Source organism: Streptomyces sp. NPDC042364 (genome assembly GCF_056437585.1).
Window position 1 is genome coordinate 197,202 of the sequence record NZ_JBWKAJ010000010.1, and the last position, 18,458, is coordinate 215,659.

Sequence of the window (18,458 nt, forward strand, 5' to 3'; positions counted from 1 at the left end):
ATGGTCGGGGTCCTGGCCGGTTCCTCGGGGCAAGGCGGGGCGTTGGACGAGTCGGCGTGGCCGACGAACGCGGAGTCCGAGCACCCATGAAGATCACCTTTCTGCTGCACAACGCCTATGCGATCGGCGGCACGGTCCGCTCGACCCTGACCCTCGCCGGCGCCCTCGCCGCCCGGCACGAGGTCGAGATCGTGTCGGTCTTCCGGACGGCGGCCGAGCCGCTGCTCGGCGTGAGCGGTGCCGTCCGCCTCATCCCGCTGGTCGACGAGCGCCCCGACTCCGCGTCGTACGACGGCGGCCACGAGCTGATGGCGCGGCCCTCCGCGCTGGTCCCGCCCACCGAGGTCCTCGCCCGCCGCTACAGCGCTCTGACCGACGCGCGCCTGCGTGCCTTCCTCGGCACCACCGACGCGGACGTGGTCGTCGCGACCCGTCCCGCTCTGGTCGTCGCCCTCGCCGAGCACGGACCGCGCCACGCGGTCCGCATCGGCCAGGAGCACCTGTCGTACGACAACCATGCGCCCGACGTGCGCGCGGCGCAGAACGAGGCGATCGGCCGCCTCGACGCGTTCGTCACCGTCTCCGCACGGGACGCCGCCGACCACCGCCGCCATCTGCCCGGCCTGCGCACCCGGATCACGGACATCGCCAACGCCGCGCCCCGCCCGAGGGCCGAACCCTCCGACCTGCGGGCCCCGCTCGTGGTCGCCGCCGGCCGGCTGGTACCGGTGAAGCGCTACGGCCTGCTCGTCGAGGCCTTCGCCAAGGTCGTCGCCGAACGCCCCGAGTGGCGACTGCGGATCCACGGCCAGGGACCGGAGCGCGCGAACCTGCGCGCCGCCGTCGCGGCCCACGGCCTCAACGACCACGTCTTCCTGATGGGCCCGCACACCACCATGGAGACCGAGTGGGCCAAGGCCTCCGTAGCCGTGGTCAGTTCCGCCTGGGAGTCCTTCGGGATGACCATCCTGGAGGCCATGCACGCAGGGGTCCCCGTGGTCGCCACCGACTGCCCCCACGGCCCCGGCGAGATCATCACCGACGGTTCCGACGGCCTCCTCGTGGCCCCGGACGACCCGGACGCCCTCGCCACGGGGCTGCTCCGCCTCATCAACGACCCCGGTCTCCGCCACACCCTCGGCACCGCCGGCCGCACCACGGTCCGGCGGTACGAGCCGGCCACGATCGCGGACCGGTACGAGCGGCTCATCACCGAGCTGCTGGCCGCCCGCCGGCGGGGACCGGTCGCGGGGATGGGCCGGTGGGTGGGCCGTGCGGCGCCGATGTGGCGGGCGCTGCGGGCGGGGGCGCGGCGACGGGTGCGGCGGGCGGGCGTGGTGGTGCCGCACAGCGCCGCCCCGGGCAGGCCCGCGGGCTCTCCTACGGGAGACCGCACCGGCCGGGTCCCTGGGGCGGCGCCCACGCGGCAGACCGTTCCCCGGCCGTCACGTCCACGGGGTGACTGCCGGGTCGACGCGCAGCGGGACGTACGGGTGACGGTCGGCTGGGCCGGCGTGTCGGGGCAGGACCTGGTACTCGTCCTGCGCCACCGGCGCGGCGAGGGCGAGATCAGGCTGCCGCTGAGCCGGGTCGCTCCGGACGACACGGCCCCGGCGTCGTTGAACCCGGCGTCGTTGAATGGGGCGCCTGCGGACGGCCGCCCGGCGGACCTGGAGCAGCCGGGCGCCTCCGGGAGCTCGTGGACCGCCACGCTGAGCCGAGCCCGTCCGCCCCTCGCCGAGGGCCGCTGGGATCTGTACGCCGAGCGGGCGGGGGACGGTGTACGTCGCCGGTTGCGGGCCGGGCTCGTGGAGCAGCGGGGCCTGTTGACCTCGGAGTTCACCGGTGCGGGCCCGGTCTCGTGGTGGATCCCGTACACCACCGCGGACGGCTACCTCGCCCTGCGCACCTTCCACCGCACCGCCCACGCCGAGGTCACCGCGCTACCGGTCGGTGCGGGGTCGTCGGCCGTGGAGGGCGTGCTGCACGGGGCCGAACTGGGCGCGGGCGCGGTGCTGGTGGGCGTCGCCCGGGGCGCGGAGGCGGAGGACTTCGAGGCGCCGGTGGTGTCCGTCGGCGGGCGCCCGCTCCACGGACGCCTGTTCCATGGACGGTTGCCGTCCCTGCCGGAGCCGACCGCCCCCGGCGGCAAGGTGATCTGGGACCTGTTCCTGCGTCCCGCCACCGGCGCCCAACCCGTTCGCCTCGGACGGCTGTTCGGCGACATCGTGGACCGCAAGGACACCGACAAGTACCCGGCGGTCACCGTGCCCACGCCGTCCGGCGCGTCCCTGCGGGCCCGCTTCTTCTTCACCGTCACCAACGACCTGGCCGTGAGCCTCACCCGGCCGGACTGAGCCCGCTCGGGGGCGTCTAGAGCTTGTCGATCTTCAGGGTCTCGATGGCCGTACGGGCGATCTCGCGGCCCTGCTCGGTGAAGTGCCCCTTGCCCGGATAGTCGATCCACAACCGGTACGTGTCGCCGTTGCCCGCCTTGTAGTAGAGGACCCGCGCCTCGCGCAACCGCGGGTCCTCGCTGTCGGTGGTCGTGTAGACGATGGTGTTCTCGGCGGCCTCATGCTCCTGGAACCTGGCCTCCTTCGGCCTGCCCTTGGGCGCGGGGTCGTCGGCGATGTCCCAGGAGTACTCGCCGTCCTTGAACATCTCCCAGTCGGCGTAGGCCTTGTCCAGCGCGGTGGCCGGGATCTCGTTCTCCTTGTCGTCCGCCTTGATGTCGCGGTCCACGGCGATCTGGATCAGCCCGCTCGGGTCGCTGTACGACGCGTAGGTGTCGTCGGCCTCGTCCGGCTCGTACGTGTCCTTCGTGAAGTCGCCGGGCACACCGACGCTCGCGTCGACTCTGCCGCCGAGTTCCCGCTGCTTCCAGCCGTCCGGCAGCGGGCCGGCGAAGGGGTCGGCGACGACCAGGTACGCCGTGACGGCGGCGGCGACCACCGCCGCGGCGAGGCCGGCGAGGGTCCTGGGGCCGAGGCGCAGGCCCTTGCCCGCCGGGGCGGCGATCTGCTGGACCACCTGGGTGGGCGCCGGGGCCGGCGGATGGGCGGCGGCTTCCAGGAGTTCGCGGACGCGGGCGGCGGGCGGGCGCCGCGCCGGGTCCTTCTGCAGCAGGCCGTTGATGGCCTCGGCGAGCGGGCCCGTGGCCGAAGCGGGCGCGGCGGGCGCGGCGTTGAGGACGGACTGCAGGGTCGCGGGGGTGTTGCTGCGCCGGAAGGGCGAGACCCCCTCGGTGGCGGCGTAGAGGACGACGCCCAGCGACCAGAGGTCGGAGGCCGGGCCGGGGCGCTGGCCCAGCACCCGCTCGGGGGCGATGTACTCCGGGGAGCCGACGAAACCGCCGGTGTCCGTCAGATTGGTCTCTCCCTCGATCTGGGCGATGCCGAAGTCGGTGAGGACGACCCGGTCGTGGCGGCCGAGCAGGACGTTGTCGGGCTTGACGTCGCGGTGCAGGATGCCCGCCGCGTGCGCGGCCTCCAGCGCGCCGAGCACCTCCAGGCCGATTCTCGCCGCGTCACGCACCCCGAGGGTGCCCTCCTGGAGGGCGTCGCCCAGGGAACGCCCCTGCACCAGTTCCATCACGATCCACGGCCGGTCGTCCACGACCGCCACATCGTGCACGTTCACGACCGCCGGGTGATCGAGTCTGGCCGCGGCCCGCGCCTCGCGGCGCATCCGCTCATAGGCGTTGGCCCGTTCACGCTCGGGAAGGTGGTCCGGGACGCGGGGCTCCTTGACGGCGACCTCCCGGTCCACCGTCTCGTCCTTCGCCCGCCATACGGTGCCCATCCCGCCGTGCCCGAGCTTGGCGAGCAGCCGGTAGCGGCCCGCGATCAGCCGTCCGGCGCCCGGGTCCTGCGCCGGGTGCGCCGACGGGGTGTGCGGGGCGGGGTGGGAGGGGGAGGCCGACTGCGGCGCCGACTGCCGGGCCGGCGGCGTCGGCTGCGCATGAGGGGCCGCCGAGGGCGCCGCCTGCGTCGGCTGCGCGTACGGGTTCCCCGGGTACGGCACCGCGGGCTGCGGCGGTTGCAGTCCGAAACTCGTCGGCTCACCGGCTCCGTAAGGGGCTCCCCCGTTGCTGCTCATACGTCCATCTGTATCGCGGCAAGCCCTCGGGCTTCCAGCCCGGTCGCTTTCCAGTCACAGACCCGTGACGCGAGAAGCCCCTTATTTCCCTTTTACTCGCGTACGGTGGCGCCCCCTCACGAACCCGAGAAGGTGTCCACCGCGACGTCGAAGTACTCCTTCGCCTCGGTCACCCTCCCGACCGGCGCCGACACCCACACGTCGTACAGCTTTCCGTCCTGTTCCCAGCACAGGTCGTAGGTGTGCCGGGGCCCCTCCGCCGAGCTGAAGCCGTCCCAGGTGAACTCCCACAGCGCCGCGGGCCGCCCCTGGTGCGTGGTCCCGGTGACCCGCCCGTCCCGGTAACCGGGGTTCGTGGAGGGGCCCTTCTCGTGGGCGCGCCGCATCAACGCGGCCGGTCCGCCCTCCCCAGGGTCGTCGACCCTGACGCCGATCCGGATCGACTGCCCCGGCGACATGTAGAAGACCCGCTCCCCCTGCGGCTCCCGGGTGAAGTCCTCCGGTACGGCGAGGCTGAAGCCCCGCTCGTCCCCGGCGAGCCGGTACCCGGAGGGCACGGTCGGCGCGGTTGCCGCCCGGGAGCGCGTCACGGTGGGCGCGGCGGACGTCCCCGAGGACGTGCCCGACGTCGTACCGGAGGAACTGGGTGTGCCCTGCCCGTTCGACTCGCCCGCCGTGCCGGACGGCGTGTTCGACGCGCCGGGCGTACGGGACGCCGGTGTCGTCGGTGTGCCGCCCCCGACACCGCGGTCCCCCATCAGCAGCGCGGCCGCCGACACACCCGCCCCGGCCATCGCCGCGACCAGCGCGGCGGCGACCACGATGCTCCGGGCGGACTGCGGCCACCGTGGCTGCGCGGGCTGCTCCCGCAGGGCCGTCGCCCGGTCGTGCGCGGGGCCGCCGGGCTGTCCCGGCAGGTCGGAGTGGTCCCGGTGCCCGGCTTCCGTCGCGTCGCGCGGGGCGGGCGGCGGGGGCGTGCGCGGCACGTCGCGCCGGGTCGGTGTGTAACCGGTGGAGATGCGCGCTCCCTTGGGCGGCCTCGGCGTACGGCCGGTCTCCCGGAACGTGCGCAGCAGCCGCTCCGCCTCCGCCGCGTCGAGCCGCCGGTCCGGGTCGCGCTCCAGCAGCCCGCGGATGACGGGGAGCAGTGGGGCGGCCTGGGCGGGCGGGCGGATCTCGTCGAAGACGACGGCGTGCAGGATGCCGCCCAGCGAGTCGCGCCGGAACGGCGACTCGCCGCTGAGCACGGTGCACAGCAGCGCGCCCAGCGACCACAGGTCGGACTCGGGTCCGGTACGGACCCCGGACATCCGCTCCGGCGCGGTGTACTCGGGCGAACCGACGAAGGACCCGTTCTCGGTGAGCGTGGTGGCGCCCGCGACCTGGGCGATGCCGAAGTCGGTGAGGACGACCCGGTCGGTGCCCTTCTCCAGCAGGACGTTCGCGGGCTTGAGGTCGCGGTGCAGGACCCCCGCGTCGTGCGCCCGCCGCAGCGCGGCCAGCAGGGCGAGCCCGATCCGGGCCGCCTCCCGGGCGTCGACGGGTCCGTCGGCCGCGACGCGCTCCGCGAGCGAGCCGCCGTCGATGAACTCCATGACGATGTAGGGGCGATCGTCCTGCTCGACGACGTCGTGGACGACGATGATGTGCGGGTGGCCGAGCCGGGCCACCGCCCGGGCCTCCCGCAGGGTGCGTTCGCGCAGCTGCCGGGAGGTCTCCTCCGGGAGCGAGGGGTCGAGGGCCACCTCCTTGACCGCGACCCGCCGTCCGAGGAGATCGTCGGTGGCGCGCCACACGATGCCCATACCGCCGCGGCCGACCCTGGCCTCCAGCCGGTACCGGCCCGCTATCACACGGACGCTCTCCCCCTCGGTCCCCATGCGCCCCATCATGCCGCACCGGACCGAAACCCTCCGGTGCCGCGTGACAGGGCTGGCCGACAAGCGACGTATGCGCGTCTCACGAGCGCCGCGCACGCGCCGTGCGCGAGCCCTCGGCCCTGGGGCCCCTCTGATGAATCTCCGGGGACGGGGCCGACGGGGGTGTCTTACGTGGGCGCTCCGCGGGTCACTTCCGGGCCTCCCGCCAGCTGCGCAGCACGGTGTCGAACTGTTCGCGGGCGGTGTCCCAGTCGGCGGCGGGCGAGGACATGTAGATCGTGTACTCGACGCCGTCGCGGGCGAGATACGTCTGCTCGATCGCCCGGCGCGGGCCGGGGAAGTCGGTGTCCTGGGCCGCGGTCCAGGTGAAGTCCCACAGCGCGCCCGGACGGTCGCGGTAGAGGTTCTCGGCCATGCTCGCCCGCCGGTACTCGGGGAGCCGCTCCTTCACCTGCTCCTCCAGGTCGAGCTGGTGGTGGTAGGGACTGTCGAAGTCCGGGGAGTCGTCGACGGCCACGCGGAGGAAGTGCTCGCCGCCGTCCGGCGTGTAGTCGATCTGCGCGCCCTCCACCCGGCGCTTCCATCCCTCGGGCAGGGCAAGGCTGAAACCCTCCGGGTCCTCGACGCGGGCCCACCCCTCGGGGACGCCGTCCGTCGCCGGCCGGCCCTGGCCCGTCGTCGTGTTCCCCGTGCCGCCCGTCGTACCGGCCGTGGCCGAGGTGTTCGCCGCCCGCCACTCGTCCGCGTAGTACATCGCGGCGGCACCGCCGCCCCCGATGAGCGCGGCCAGCAGGACGACGAGGGTGACGGTACGGGCTCGTCCGCGTCGCCCGGCGCCGCCCTGGGCGGCGGTGTGGCCGGCCATCGGGACGCCGGGAGCGAAGCCCGTCGCGGGTGTGGAGGGACCGGCGAAGGCCGCGGACGCCGCGGCGGGACGCCCCGCCCCCTGCACGCCCCCGGGCGACCCTCCGTGCGCACCGTCGGCGCCTTGTCCCGACCCTCCGTGCGCACCGCCAGAGCCGGTCCCGGACCCGCCGTGCGCACCGCGAGGGCTCTTCCCGGATCCGCCGCCCGCGTCGCTCACGTCGTCCCGGCCGCGCGGGCCGGGGGCCGGTTCCGTGGCGACCGCCCCCGTCGCCTGCTGCCGCGTGGGGACGTACGCCTGGGCGATGCGCGGCCGTCGGCCCTCCGCGGCCTCGGCGAGCATCTGCTCGGCGTCCTGCGCACCGGGCCGTACGGCGGGGTCCTTGGCCAGCAGCGCGGCGATGACGGGTCCGAGGGGGCCCGCCGCCACCGGTTCGGGAGCCTCCTCGCTCACCACGGCCTGCATGGTGGTGAGCGGGGTCGTGCGCCGGAACGGCGACTTGCCCTCCACGGCCGTGTACAGCGTGGCGCCCAGCGACCAGAGGTCCGACGCGGGTCCGGGCTCGTGTCCGCGCACCCGCTCGGGCGCGATGTAGTCGACCGAACCGACGATCTCCCCGGTGCGTGTGATCGTCGTGTCGCCCTCGACCTGGGCGATGCCGAAGTCGGTCAGCATGACCCGGCCGTCCTCGGCCAGCAGGACGTTGCCCGGCTTGACGTCACGGTGCAGGACACCGGCCTGGTGGGCGGCCCGCAGCGCGCGCAGCACCCACATCCCGATCCGGGCCGCCTCCCGCGCCTCCACGCGCCCGTGTTCCCGGACCGCGTCGGCGAGCGAGACTCCCTCGACCAACTCCATGACGATCCAGGGCCGGTTGTCGTGCTCCAGCACGTCGTGCACGGTGACGACGGCCGAGTGGTTGATCCGCGCCGCCGCGCGCGCCTCCGCCCTGGTCCGCGCCAGCAGGACGGCCTGCTCGTTCTCCGAGACGTACAGCGCGGCCGTCAACTCCTTGACCGCGACGGCCCGGTGCAGCACCTCGTCCCGGGCACGCCACACCCTGCCCATGCCGCCGCTGCCGATGACGTCGACGAGCCGGTAGCGCTCGGCGATGAGCCGGCCCTGCATCTGATTCACGTTGCCCCGCAATGCTCTTGACAGGGTCAGGTTAAGGAGCGGGACTCGCCCCGGGAAACCGGCACGACCGCACAGAGACAGCACTGTGACGGTTATCGCTTCCGCGAGTGGAGCGCAACCTTCCGCCGCTCTGGCGGTTCGGGCGCTCAACTCCCTCGCGGCACCGCGTCAGTCGGCCACCCGGTAGGTGTCCGCGGCCTGTTCGTACAGCCGTGTCACCTCGTCCCGCTCGGCCTCCGGCCCGCGAACCTGCACCACGTGGTACTTCCCGTCGAGGAGTATCGCGAGGTTACGTACGAAGACACCGCGCCCCTCGGCGTCCTGCCAGGTGAACTGCCCCTCCGCCATGGTGACCCCGCCCACCTCGACCAACCGCATGCCCGCGGACGTGGCCCATGTGGAGTCACGGAACGGCTGGAGCTCGCGCTCGCCCTCCCGCTGGTACTTCAGCGGATCGCTGCCGTACGTGGCCGTGCTGTCCCGGCCGGGTACGACGATCAGCTCGAAGTTCCCCCGGGAGTACACGATCTGGCCGCGCCCGTTCCTGGGACTGCGGTCCCACCCGTTGGCGACCGCGATCTGGAAGCCCTCGGTGTCCTTGCGCAGGGTGAAGCCCCGGGCGACCTCGGGGCCGCCGGTCTGTGTCTCCTTGGAACCGGACGACTCCGAAGGACTCGCCTGCCCCTCCCCCTGCTCACCCCCGTCGGGTGAGCTGGAGTTCTGGTCGGGCCGGGAGTGGCTGCTGGCGCCGGGCGCGGCACTCGGCTGCCCGGCCGCGTCGGTGCGGCCGCCGCCGCCCACGCCCTCGCTGCTCGGCTCGGCCTTCGGCATGAAGACCACGGCGTACGCGACCGCCGCCGCGAGGGCGAGCAGGATCAGCAGGAGCAGGTTCCGGCCGAGCTTGCGGGGCTGCGGGGGCCCCTCCTGGCGGGAGCGTCGGTGCCGGGCGTGGGCGCTGGTCGCGGGCACCCGGGCACGGCGCCTGCGGACGAGTTCGCCGCGTCGCCGAACGATCGGCAGCCGGCTCGCGTTCACGGGCGGCGCGGCCACCACATGGGTCCCGGCCTCGGGCTCCGGCGCCGACCGCACGAGGGAGCGCAGCCAGCCGCGCAGCTCCTCGAAGTCCAGTCGCTCGGTGGGGTCCTGACGCAGCAGCGACTCCACGACCGGGCGCAGCGGCCCGCACTCCTCGGCGAACGCGGGTGGTTCCGAGCAGACCATCTCGACGAGCTCGGCGGTGTTCTCCTCGGGGTACGGGGCGTGCCCCTGCACCGCCCGGAACAGCAGCGCCCCCAACGCCCAGAGGTCCGTCGCGGGTCCGATCGGCGCCGCCAGCTGCCAGTTCTCGTGCACCGGACCGGCCTGTTCCGGCGACCACCGCTCGGTGACCGGCCCCACCACCGCCATCCGCGCCTGCCGCGCCCGCTCGGCGGCGAGCGCCGTCGCGGGCCCCCGACCGGACGCCACCGCGGCGGCCCGGTCCCACGGCGTGGCGTCCACCGTTCCGGCGGGCCCCGGCGCGGCGCCCGCCGGAGCGCGGTCGTCCATGGCGTCACCGGGGCGCGCGTCCCGCGGAGCCGGGTCGGTCAGACCGTCGGCGCCGGGCGCGGGCGTGCCTCCTCGGGGCTGCGCGCCGTGCCAGGCGGTCGTCGCCGCGCCGCCGTGGGCGCGGACGCCGTACGGGTCGGCGATCTGACCGGGAGGTACGGGGCTCGTCGCCAGTCCGGGAGGGAGACCGTCGCCACGGCCGGTGGGCGGCACCGTGCCGTCCCGGGCCGCGCCGGGCGCAGGCCGCTGCACGGGAAGCCCGGTGCCGGGGCCGCCGCGTCGGTCGTCCTGGACGCGGGCCGCGGCGCGGGCCCCCGCCCGGTACGCCGCGATGGCACCCGCCCGCGCCGCCCGGGCGTCACCTCCGGCCTCCAGGGCACGCTGCCCCTCCGAGGGGTCGCTGACCGCCCTCGCCTCTATCGCGGCCCGCCGCGCCGCCTCGGGATCCCCGGCGGCGGCACCTGCTCCGCCGCCCAGAGCGGGACCGCCGTACGAACCGCCCGTCAGAGCGCCGCCCGGCGCGGGCACTCCGCGCGCCCCGGCACCGCCGGCCCGGTGCGCCCCCGGTACCGGACGCGCACCACCGACGCCCCCGGGCCCCGCGGCCCCCGCGGCTCCTCCGTATCCGGCCCCGGACGCTCCCGGATGACGGCCACCCGGGGCAACCGGCCCACCGACCGGCGTGCCCGGAGTGTCCTCGAAGTCCCTTGCCGGCACCGGGTCGTACCCGCACAGGGCCTCCTCCGCGGCCCCGACCGCCAGCCCCGTGAGCATGACCCGGCCGTCGTCGCAGACCAGCACCGTCCGTTCGGTGATGTTGCGGTGCACCCAGCCGTGGGCGTGCAGCGCGCGCAGCGCGGTGAGCACGTCGGAGGCGACCTCGGCCGCCCGGTACGGGGTCAGCGGCTGCTCCGCGAGCAGCGAGGCGAGCGGCCGCGCGGGTACCAGTTCGCTCACTATCCACAGCGAACCGCCCTCGGCGAACACGTCGAAGACCTGGTCGAGCCGTGGATGGTCGGGGATCTGGGCGGCGGCCTGCGCGGCCTCGATCGCCCGCCGTACGGCCGGGTCCGTGGCCCCTCGCGTGGCGCGCGCCGCACCCCGGCGCGCCCCGCGCTCCCGGGCGACGTACCCCTCGGGCAGTCCGTCCGCGTCGAGCACCTCGGCCTCGACGACCTCGGGCAGGGGCACCTGCCGTACCAGGACCTCCTGTCCGCTGTAGGTGTCGAAGGCCCGGCTCTCGGCGAACTCGTAGTCGTCGGACGGCGGCAGCGGCAGGCGGTAACGGTCCGCGAGTACTCGTCCCGCGTAGTCGTCCACGATGCCCTCCCCCGACCGCCTGGTTGGTCAAATCCGTTCGCCCGGCGTCCCGTTCCGTCTGGATGCGTACGGTCCGCAGCCATTCACGATACGTGCCTGAGGCAACCCGCATTGAGGGGATGCGATATCTCACCCGTCTCGAATGCGCTCGAACGCCCTCGATCTTCCCCGGAACACCCGTCCCCGAACTCACCCGGCGGGCACAACTCCCCCAGCCGGTCCCGCATCGGACGAGCTCACACCACCCCGTGCCCCCGCACGCCCCCGTACGGCGCGTCCGGCCGGAGCGGCATCCTCACGGCTCCATAACGAGATGAGCACCGGCGCACAACAACCGCGGCCCCGCACCGGAGCCCCCGCGGGCATCCGCCCGCCGGCCGTGACCCGAACCGCCCGGCGCGCCGCGGACTCACGTCGTCACGCGCACCCCGCCGACCGGGTGCCGTGTGCCTCGAAGCGCCTCCCGCGCGCCGACGGGAGCACCCCGGCGGCAGCCGGCCTCCGGCGCGGGACCCGTGGCACTCAGGCGCGCGAGCGGAGCCTCACGACTTCGGGCGGAACGTTTTGGTGAAGGTCCGCCAGGTGTCCTTGCGCAGCGCGCCGCTCCAGTCGGACGCCTTGGCCGTGTACATCAGGGCGTACCCCTGCCGGTCGTCGACCACGAAGCCGCGGTCGACCGACCGGTACTTGGTGCCGCTCTCCACATAGGTGAACTCCCAGTCGGCCGTGTTCCAACCCCGGTAGTTCACCGCTTCTATGCGGATGCGCTTGTACTGGGAGCGGGTCATGTACTGCTCTTGGTTCTTCCAGTCGGCGACCGGGTCGTCCTTCGGCGTGGTCGTCCACCCCACGAGCAGTTTCTGCCCTTCGGGTCCGGCGAAGCGGGCACCCGCCGCACCGGTGGACTGGTACTTCCACCCGTCGGGCAGTCCGATGGAGAAGCCCTGACCGCTCTTGTAGGTCTCGGTGGAGATGTCCTTCGAGTCCCCTGAGCCGCCGTCGTCGCCCGAACCGCTCGATGTGTCGGAGTCGGTGTCCGGCGAATTGTTCGCGGACCCGCCCGACCCCGCGGCCTCCTCGGAGGTCTCGCCGTCCGGGCTGGGGACCGACCCCTTGTCCTCGTCCGCGTCCTTGTCCTCGCTCTTGGCGCCGCTGTCCGAGGAAGCCCCGCCGGACACGGCGGCCTTGGTGTCGGGGCCCTTGCTGTTGTCGGCGCTGCTGTCGTCGCCGCTGAAGGCGAACGCCAGCACCGTTCCGAGGACCGCGAGCGCCACGGCCACGGCGATGACCGCCAGCGTCCGCCGCGACACCACATCGGTGATCGGCGCCCTCGGCACGGGGCGCGGCGGCAGGTCCGGTGGCGGCACCTGCGGCCACCCCGAGGTCCGGCCCGCGGGTGTCGAACCGCCCGGGCCGGTGTCACCTCCGCGCGCCCCGACCGCTCCGGAGACCGGCTTGGCCGCGGTCGGGCCCGAGGTGCCCCCGGTCTTCGCGGCGCCGGCCGCGCTCCCGGTTGCCGCCCCGGACGCGAGCCCTACCGACGCGGACTTCGCGGTGACAGCCGTGACGGGCTTGGTCGGAGCGGTGGCGCCCGCCCCCCGCGTCTCCCCGCCGGCGGTGCCCCGGGAGGCTCCGCCGGCCGTACTGCCGGACGTGCTCGGCGCGGCGGTGGCGGCAGCGGCCGGCCCCGCCTCGGACGCGCCCTTGCGCATGGACCAACGTGGCGCGCGAGGCCGCTCCCCGGCCTCGTCGCCCCGCTTGGCCCCGAGCCCGCCGAAGCCGCCCTTCCTGGGCCGCTCCTCCGGCACGACGGGCAGCGGCACGAGTTGCGTCGCGTCCAGCGGCGCGGCGTCCTTCGGGTCGGGCGCGTGGATCACGGTGTTGAGCATCGCCCGCGCACCCGCGTCGTCGAGCCGCCTCTCGGGGTCCTTGGTGAGCAGCCCGAAGATGACGTCCTTCAGCGGCCCGGCACGCTTGGGCTCCGGGACCGGCTCGGTCATCACCGCGGTCAGCGTCGCTATGGCCGACCCCTTGTCGTACGGCGGTACGCCCTCCACCGCCGCGTACAGCAGACCGCCGAGCGACCACAGGTCCGCCGCGGGGCCGGGCTTGTGCCCGCGTGCCCGCTCCGGCGAGATGTACGAGGGGGCGCCCACCAGCATGCCGGTCGAGGTGATGGACGGGTCGCCCTCGACCTGCGCGATACCGAAGTCGGTGAGGACGACCCGGCCGTCCTGCTTCTCGATCAGCACGTTCGACGGCTTCACGTCCCGGTGCAGGATGCCCTCGCGGTGCGCGGCGCGCAGCACGTCGAGGATCGCGAGTCCCACCTCGGCGGCGCGCCTCGGTTCGAGCACCCCGTCCTCGCGGATGACCTCGGCGAGCGACTTGCCCTCGACGAGTTCCATCACGATCCAGGGCCGGTCGTCCTCGTGGACGACGTCGAACACCGTCACCGCGCCGTTGTTGCGGATCCGCGCGATCGCCTTGGCCTCGCGCAGTGTGCGCGTGATCAGCCGCCGCTTCTCGTCCTCGTCGATGCTCGACGGGAACCGCAGCTCCTTGATGGCGACCGTACGGCCCAGCGTCTCGTCCTTGGCACGCCACACCGTGCCCATGCCGCCTCGACCGAGCACCCCTCCCAGCCGGTACCGCCCGGCGAGGAGACGTGCGTCCTTGTCCTGACGGGATTCCCCAGCCCGCTCCGCCTCCGACATGCGTCCCCTCATGCAACCCGCCCTGACAGAGCCTCCATTGTCACCCACCCGCCAAGCGCCCCACGCCCAGGGTGCCCTCAACCAGCCACCGCATCTCCCCGGACCCTCACTCCGCCCGCCCGCACTTCAGAGCCGGGTCGGGCCTGGTCGCCCCGACGGCCCGGGCCCCACACCCCTTCCGGCGTGCGGGGAAGGGCTTCCTGGGCGACGGACGCGGGCCCGGGGCAGACCCCGGGAAGAGAGGCCTGGACGGCAGGGCAGGGACGACGAAAACCAGCCAGCGGAGGCGAGATGCCCCCTCGACACGCTCCACCGGAACCCGACCGCCCCGACCGCCCGACCGGGCACACCGCCTCACCCACCGGAGTCGGACCCCGCCCGGGCGCCGCCCCTCTCCGTCCCGCATGATGTGCCCCGACAGGAAGAACCGATGCCACCGACCAGGACGCCCATGAGACCCAGGAAGCCCACGGCACACCTGGCCGTCCCCGTGGCCCTGTTCCTCCTGGCCCTGGCCCCGACTGCCTCGCGGGCCCAGGTCGCCGCGACCACGGACGCCGCCCTCCCCCTCCTGGTCACCCGGGGCCACGCCCCCGCCGCCGCCCTGCTCGCCGACGACGCGTCCGGCACCCGCTACGCCCACGCCGAGCAACTCGGGCACCTGTCCGAGCCCCTCCACCGCGCCGACCACTTCCGCGCCGGCAGCGTCACCAAGACGTTCATCGCAGCCGTCGTGCTCCAGTTGGCCGCCGAGGGCCGGCTGTCGCTGTCGGAGTCCGTGGAGGACCATCTGCCGGGGCTGGTCCGCGGCGAGGACCACGACGGCCGCCGCATCACACTGCGCGCGTTGCTCACCCACACCAGCGGCCTCGCCGACTTCACCGCCGCCACCCGGGGAACCGTCGCCGTGACCCCGCGTCAGGCGGTCCGCCTCGCTCTCTCCCTCCCCCCGGCCGCCCCCGGCCGCTTCTTCTACTCGAACACCAACTACGTGCTGCTGGGTCTGGTCATCCAGCACGTCACCGGGAACTCGTACGCCACCGAGGCAGAGCGCCGCATCATCGCTCCCCTCCGTCTGACGGGCACGTCCTTCCCGGGCGCCCGCTCCTCACTGCCGGATCCGCACGGCCGCGCCTACTCGGCCGACGGCTCCGACGTCACCGACCTCGATCCGCGCGTGGCCGGAGCGGCGGGCGAACTCGTCACCACACTGGCCGACTTGAACCGCTTCTACGCGGCCCTGCTCGGCGGCGACCTCCTGCCTCCGCGCCTGCTCCGCGAGATGCTCGACACCGGCACCGCGCACGGCTCGTACGGCATGGGCCTCTACCCCGTGAAGCTGCCGTGCGGCACCACGGTGTGGGGGCACAACGGCCGGATCCGGGGCAGCTATGTGCGCACCGCGGCCACCGTCGGCGGCCGCCACGTCCTCACCTACCGCGTGAACACGGACGCTCCGCCGAACCCCGATCCGGAACCGGCGCTGCTCGCGGCCGAGTTCTGCCCCGGCACCGGGTAGCGACTACAACGGCACGATGTCCGGCGCGCCGAGCCGCGCCGCGTCGGCCGTCAGATCGTCCGGCTGGCGCTGCGACTCCCGCTCGGCCTCCACCCGCTTCTGGTAGTGCTGGACCTCCCGCTCGATCTGGTCCTTGTCCCAGCCGAGCACCGGCGCCATCAGCTCCGCCGTCTCGCGCGCACAGCGCGTCCCCCGGTCGAAGGTCTCGATGGAGATGCGGGTGCGGCGGGTGAGTACGTCGTCGAGGTGGCGCGCGCCCTCGTGCGAGGCGGCGTACACGGCCTCGGCCCGCAGATAGTCGTCGGCGCCCTGCAGCGGTTCGGCCAGGGAGGCGTCGCCTGCAATGAGGTCGAGCACCTCCTCGGTCGCGGACCCGTAACGGTTCAACAGGTGCTCCACGCGCACCACATGGAGCCCGGTGCTCGCCGCGATCCGCGCCCGCGCGTTCCACAGCGCCCGGTAGCCCTCGGCGCCGAGCAGCGGCACGTCCTCGGTGACGCATTCGGCGACCCGCTGGTCGAGTCCGTGCACGGCGGCGTCCACCGCGTCCTTGGCCATGACCCGGTAGGTCGTGTACTTGCCGCCGGCCACGACCACCAGCCCCGGTACGGGGTGGGCGACGATGTGTTCGCGGGAGAGCTTGCTGGTGGCTTCCGACTCGCCCGCGAGCAGCGGCCGGAGCCCGGCGTAGACGCCCTGCACGTCGTCACGGGTGAGCGGCACCGCGAGGACGGAGTTCACATGCTCCAGCAGGTAGTCGATGTCCGCGCTGGACGCCGCCGGATGCGCCTTGTCCAGGTCCCAGTCGGTGTCGGTGGTGCCCACGATCCAGTGGCGTCCCCAGGGGATGACGAACAGCACGGACTTCTCGGTCCGCAGGATCAGCCCGGTCGTGGAGTGGATCCGGTCCTTCGGTACGACCAGATGGATGCCCTTGGACGCCCGCACGTGGAACTGCCCGCGCTCCCCGACCATCGCCTGGGTGTCGTCGGTCCACACCCCGGTGGCGTTCACGATCTGCCTGGCGCGGACCTCGTACTCCCCGCCCCCTTCGACGTCCTGCACCCTGGCGCCGACGACCCGCTCGCCCTCGCGCAGGAACCCCGTCACCCGCGCGCGGTTGGCGGCCTTCGCCCCGTACGAGGCGGCCGTGCGCACCAGGGTGGCCACATAGCGGGCGTCGTCCATCTGGGCGTCGTAGTACTGCAGGGCTCCGACCAGCGCGTCCTTCTTGAGGCAGGGCGCGACGCGCAGGGCGCGGCGGCGGCTCAGATGACGGTGCAGGGGCAGGCCCCTGCCGTGGCTCCGGGCCATCGACATGCCGTCGTACAGTGCGACGCCCGATCCCGCGTAGAACCGCTCCCACCCCTTGTGCTGCAAGGGATAGAGGAACGGCACGGGTTTCACCAGATGGGGTGCGAGGCGCTCCAGCAGCAGCCCGCGCTCCTTCAGCGCCTCCCTTACGAGGGCGAAGTCGAGCATCTCCAGATAGCGCAGCCCGCCGTGGATGAGCTTGCTCGACCTGCTCGACGTACCCGACGCCCAGTCACGTGCCTCGACGATGCCCGTGGACAGGCCGCGCGTCACGGCGTCCAGGGCCGTACCCGCACCGACCACGCCACCACCCACGACCAGCACATCAAGCTCGCGCTCGGCCATACCCGCCAGTGACTCGGCGCGCTGTGCCGGTCCCAGTGCCGCTGTCCTCACCGCTGCCTCCCGCTGTCCGTCGCGCCGGCCGTACCCGTCGATGCCCGTCAAGCAAGGCCCTGCTCACATCCCCCTGCCCAGAATTCTGACCGTGTTGCCCGACATCGGCCACCACCCGCCCCCAGCCTGTGGACAACTCTCGGGGACGCACAGCGACATACCCCGCCTAATCCAGCACATCGGTCATATTTACTCCTAGTCTGACATTGCGCTCGCTCGTCCAGTCCACAGGGCTTGCGCGTCTGTCCCGCTTCGGCTATTGGGAAGGACGGCTCACGCCATGCCCGCAGATCTCGCCGTCATCGGACTCGGTCAGCTCGGCCTGCCGCTGGCCCGGGCCGCCGTCGCCGCCGGCATCCCCACGCTCGGTTACCGCACCGGCCCCGAACGGGTCTCCCTCACCCCCGCCGAGCTGCGCCGCATGCTCGCCCGCGGCTTCAAGCCCAGCACCAGTCCCGCCGAAGTGGGCCGGGTCCGAACGGCGGCCATCTGCGCCCCCGTACCCATGGGCGCCGACGGCGCACCGGACCTCACCCAACTGGAGGAGTCCGCCCGCGTCCTGGCCGCCCACCTGCGCCCGCACACCACGGTCGTCCTGGAGTCGCCGGTCCATCCGGGCACGACGGAGGAGTTCCTGCGCCCGCTCCTCGAAGAGGGCTCGGGCCTGCGCGCGGGCCGCGACTTCCATCTCGCCTACTCCCCCGCCCGCGTCGATCCGGGCAACCGTGACTTCGATCCCGCGAACACCCCCAAGGTGATCGGCGGCCTCACCCCCGCCTGCACCGAGTCGGCCGCCGCCTTCTACGGCCGGCTCACGGACAAGGTGGTCCGCGCGCGGGGACCACGCGAGGCCGAGACGGTGCAGCTCCTGGAGACCAACTACCGGCACGTCAACATCGCCCTCGTCAACGAGATGGCCGTCCTCTGCCACGACCTCGGCGTCGACCTGTGGGACGTCATCCGCTGCGCCGAGACCAAACCGTTCGGCTTCCAGGCGTTCCGCCCCGGCCCCGGCGTGGGCGGGCACGCCCTCGCCCAGGACCTGTCGGGCCGGGCCCCCCGATCGCTGCGCCTGGTCGAACTGGCCCAGTGGGTCAACAACCGTATGCCGCAGTACGTGGTCCAGCGGGCCGCCACCCTCCTCAACGAGCACGGCAAGTCGGCCCGGGAGGCCCGCGTCCTCCTGCTCGGCATCACCTACAAGCCCGACGTCCCCGACCAGCAGGGCACCCCCGCGGACGAGATCGCCCGCCGCCTCCTCCAACTCGGCGCGCACGTGAGCTACCACGACCCGCACATTCCCGCGTGGAGCGTCCTCGACCGCCCGGTCCCCCGAGCCGACTGCCTCTACGAGGCCACCGCCGAAGCCGACCTGACGATCCTCCTCCAGCACCACCGCACCTACGACCTCCAAGCCCTGTCGGTGAAGGCCCAGCTCCTGCTGGACACCCGCGGGGCCACCCCGACCGGGGCGGCGCACAGGTTGTGAGAGGGGCGCACGACGCCGCCCGGGACTCCGGGGCCGGTGGCCAGACGGGGTCCCGCGCCGGTACCGTACAGAAACAGGTGGAGCCCACCGCAGAGGGCACTGCGGCAGGCTCCTGGATGGTTCACGGAGTGTCCGCCCCTAGTTCTCTTGGGGGCGGCCGCTCACCGTCTCA

The 18,458-nt window shown here is 73.8% G+C and carries 9 protein-coding genes; 3 read left to right on the top strand and 6 right to left on the bottom strand.

All coding sequences use genetic code 11. The features are described 5' to 3' along the window. The first annotated feature begins 86 nt into the window (after nucleotides 1-86). Nucleotides 87-2,357 (top strand): glycosyltransferase family 4 protein, encoded by a 2,271-nt coding sequence (locus AC067N_RS21760; protein WP_478680529.1) that lies wholly within the window; start codon nucleotides 87-89, stop codon nucleotides 2,355-2,357. Between the two features lie 16 nt (nucleotides 2,358-2,373). On the opposite strand, the gene AC067N_RS21765 is transcribed toward AC067N_RS21760, so the two are convergent. The 5 genes from AC067N_RS21765 to AC067N_RS21785 form a co-directional block, all read right to left on the bottom strand. Continuing rightward, complete coding sequence (locus AC067N_RS21765; RefSeq protein ID WP_478680530.1) at nucleotides 2,374-4,101, bottom strand: serine/threonine-protein kinase; 1,728 nt, start codon at nucleotides 4,099-4,101, stop codon at nucleotides 2,374-2,376. A gap of 116 nt (nucleotides 4,102-4,217) precedes the next feature. Next, complete coding sequence (locus AC067N_RS21770; protein WP_478680531.1) at nucleotides 4,218-5,981, bottom strand: serine/threonine-protein kinase; 1,764 nt, start codon at nucleotides 5,979-5,981, stop codon at nucleotides 4,218-4,220. A 187-nt stretch (nucleotides 5,982-6,168) separates the two neighbouring features. Then, entirely contained in the window at nucleotides 6,169-7,974 is a 1,806-nt protein-coding gene (locus AC067N_RS21775) for a serine/threonine-protein kinase (protein ID WP_478680532.1), read from the bottom strand. A 177-nt stretch (nucleotides 7,975-8,151) separates the two neighbouring features. Then, nucleotides 8,152-10,851 (bottom strand): protein kinase, encoded by a 2,700-nt coding sequence (locus tag AC067N_RS21780; RefSeq protein WP_478680533.1) that lies wholly within the window; start codon nucleotides 10,849-10,851, stop codon nucleotides 8,152-8,154. Nucleotides 10,852-11,393: 542 nt separating this feature from the next. Beyond that, the gene (locus tag AC067N_RS21785; RefSeq protein WP_478680632.1) at nucleotides 11,394-13,568 is read right to left on the bottom strand and encodes a serine/threonine-protein kinase; all 2,175 of its coding nucleotides are present in this window, start codon (nucleotides 13,566-13,568) and stop codon (nucleotides 11,394-11,396) included. Between the two features lie 430 nt (nucleotides 13,569-13,998). Here AC067N_RS21785 and AC067N_RS21790 point away from each other — a divergent pair, with 430 nt between their 5' ends. Continuing rightward, nucleotides 13,999-15,087 (top strand): serine hydrolase domain-containing protein, encoded by a 1,089-nt coding sequence (locus AC067N_RS21790; protein ID WP_478680534.1) that lies wholly within the window; start codon nucleotides 13,999-14,001, stop codon nucleotides 15,085-15,087. 3 nt (nucleotides 15,088-15,090) lie between these two features. Here the strand turns inward: AC067N_RS21790 and AC067N_RS21795 are convergent, their stop codons facing one another. Beyond that, nucleotides 15,091-16,797: a glycerol-3-phosphate dehydrogenase/oxidase gene (locus AC067N_RS21795; RefSeq protein ID WP_478680535.1), complete on the bottom strand. Its 1,707-nt coding sequence runs from the start codon at nucleotides 16,795-16,797 to the stop codon at nucleotides 15,091-15,093. 280 nt (nucleotides 16,798-17,077) lie between these two features. Here AC067N_RS21795 and AC067N_RS21800 point away from each other — a divergent pair, with 280 nt between their 5' ends. Then, nucleotides 17,078-18,286, top strand: coding sequence for a nucleotide sugar dehydrogenase (locus AC067N_RS21800; RefSeq protein ID WP_478680536.1), 1,209 nt, complete (start codon nucleotides 17,078-17,080; stop codon nucleotides 18,284-18,286). Nucleotides 18,287-18,458 lie beyond the last annotated feature (172 nt).